1 protein-coding gene and 1 riboswitch are annotated in these 2663 nt (G+C 65.6%); the gene reads right to left on the bottom strand.

The features are described 5' to 3' along the window. Positions 1-49: 49 nt before the first annotated feature. Positions 50-2170: an HD domain-containing phosphohydrolase gene (locus VFP86_13160; protein ID HET9000587.1), complete on the bottom strand. Its 2121-nt coding sequence runs from the start codon at positions 2168-2170 to the stop codon at positions 50-52. Positions 2171-2184: 14 nt separating this feature from the next. Next, a riboswitch (cyclic di-GMP riboswitch) is annotated at positions 2185-2263 on the bottom strand. Positions 2264-2663 lie beyond the last annotated feature (400 nt).

Raw genomic sequence — 2663 nt, 5'->3', positions numbered from 1 at the left:
ATCTTCCGGGATGCGCCTCCAGTAGATGACGAAGGCGGCCGCCGGGTGACTAGTCGACCGCCTCTTCCACGGAACGGAGGCGCTCGATGGTCTGGCAGAAGACCTCAACCACCGCCGGATCAAACCGGGTGCCCGCGCCGCGCCGGATCTCCGCGACGGCGTCCTCGTGCGTGTGCGCCTCCTCGAACGGGCGCGGTGCGATGATGGCGCCGTACGCATCGACCACGGCAAGAATGCGCGCGCCCAACGGAATCGCTTCCCCGCACAAGCCATCCGGATAACCGGTGCCGTCCCACATCTCCTGGTGGTGGCGCACAAGCTTTGCCACTCCCCGCATCCGCTGCACCCGCCCCAGGATCTCTTCCCCGATCACGGGGTGGCGCTGTATCACCGCGCGCTCCCGGTCCGTCAACGGGCCGGGCTTGTTGAGGATGCTGTCGGGCACGCCCACCTTGCCGATGTCATGGAGGCGGGCCCCCCAGCGGATGTCCTCGATTTCCTCCGGGCCAGCTCCCAGCCCCCGAGCGATCTCTTGGGCCAGCGTGACGAGGCCGAAGCTGTGCAATTCGGTGTGGGCATCGCGAGTTGCGGCGTGCGCCAGCGCCAGGACCATCTGGACATAGGCCTGTTGAAGATCCAGATCCAGCCGGGCGCGCTGAATCGCGGTGCCGCCAATCTCGGCGATCCCTTGGAGAAGAGAGACGTCGGCGTCGGTGAACGGACGGCTGACGGATCCCCGAGGGCGGGCGATGGCCAGCACTCCCGTGACTTCGTCCTCAGAGCGGACCGGCACGACGACCACGGGGCCGGTGTCGCCGTCGAGATCCGTGTGAGCGAGCCCTGCGTCATCGACATGGAGGGGGGCCCCGGTCAGCACGACGCGGCCGAGCAGTGACCCGTGGACAGGTATGGGTGTCCCGTGTCCTTTCAGGAGCCCCTTCGTGTCGTGGACCCCCGTGAACGTCTCGCGGGCCTCATCGAGCAGCGCGAGGGCGGCATACGGGGCGTGGAGCAGTCGCCTCGCCTGCTCCACGAGCAGTGGATACATCTCCTCGAGGTTGTGCACGGCCCGTAGGGATTTGGAGAGATCCAAGAGCGCCTCGAGCTCCGCGGTCCGCTGAGCCCGCGCTTCGTACAGCCGCGCATTCTCCAGCGCGACGGCCGCCTGCCGGAAAAACACGTGGAGCACGTCCAGTTCCGGCTTCGACCACGTCCGTGGGGCGTCATAATAACATTTCATGAGGCCGATGGGTCGCCCCTCGGATGTAAGAGGCCAGATCCCTATCGCCCGGTAGCCCTCCGCTCCGGCCAGCCTGTAGACCAACTCCGACTCCTGCGCCTCGACATCGGGAAGGAGGAAGGGCTTCGTTCCTCGCACGACGCCCCCTCCAGGCAGTTCGACGATTTGATCGACGACCTCGATTTGATCGACGACCTCGGTCATCAAGTGCCCCGAGGGAAGATCGCTCAGGTGAGCGAGCACCTGGGCGATGTAGGCGCCCGAGACCCCCTGCGACCACCGGCACGCCACCGTCCCGTCGGTCTGACGGATAAGCAAGACCCCACGGTTGGCCTCGCCGAGCCGGAGCGCGCCCCGGCCGATGGCCTCCACCACCTCTGGTTCGGTGAGCGGTTGGTTGAGAGTCTCTGTGAGGCCGATGAGCCGTCCCATCAAGATCGCTCGACGGTGGCTTTCCTCCTCCGCCAGCTTGCGCTTTGTGATGTTGCGGCCGATGCCCTGGACTCCTACGGGCTTGCCGCTCCTGACGAGCAGCTGGGTGCTCACCTCCACCGGCACGCGCCGGCCGTCCTTGGCCACGATCTCGATCACGAGGATCCCCGGATCCTCGCCGGCGAGGTGATGCGCGAGCATCTTGCGGGCGAGCGCCAGGTACTCGGGGGCCACCGCCTGGGCGATGTTCATCTTCAGGATCTTGCCCTTCGTGTAGCCGGTCAGGCGTATACCGGCTTGATTGACCGACATAAACCGTCCGGAAAGGTCCACGGTGAAGACGATATCGTTGGCGTTTTCGAACAGGTCGCGATAGCGTCCCGCCATCTCGTGGAACGCTTCTACGGCGCGCTTTCGAAGGTGGGTCTGAAGCTGCAGGAGGCGTCCTTGGCCGTCGCGCTTCGCGCCGCCGACATCGGCGGGTGGAGTCTTACGCATGCACTGCCCCCTCCTTCGGCAGCCCGGCCCGACCCCATAAAGGGTCCCGTGGCTTTGCGTCCCTGGGTTACCCCAGGTTTGCCTTTGTCGGGAGGACGCCGATCCGCGCCTTGCTCTGGACGCCCGCGGGTCGGCGCTACCTCTTGGTTGCTCTGAGTATACGGTTCATGCTCAGCGACGAGTTTCCTCTCGCTGGCGCGGACCGCTCCCGTGGGCCGCGTCTCGCGCTCGCGCAGTGTTATACCCATGAAAGTTGCAGGGAACGTCTGAGAAACTTTCCCTTCGGATCGTCGATCCTCACCCGGAGGGACGTTGCCTTGTCCGGGGATGCCGCCGGCTCACCTCGGCAGAGTGATTTCGCCGGGCCGATCCTCAAGGAAATGTTCGAGTACGGGCATCCACTGCCGACGCAGCTCGGACGTGCTGAGCGCAAGATGGCCCAGAGGATGATCGTACTCGTACAACTCGGTATCAACGCCGGCCATCCGAAGCG

Source organism: bacterium (assembly GCA_035703895.1).
GTDB lineage: Bacteria > Sysuimicrobiota > Sysuimicrobiia > Sysuimicrobiales > Segetimicrobiaceae > Segetimicrobium.
The sequence above is the reverse complement of the archived record's forward strand: the minus strand, read 5'-3'. Positions and strand labels throughout refer to the sequence as shown.

What these genes read in the sequence shown, in the direction of transcription:
- VFP86_13160 (HET9000587.1), bottom strand. Translation starts at nt 2,170, where the DNA reads ATGCGTAAGACTCCACCCGCCGATGTCGGCGGCGCGAAGCGCGACGGC.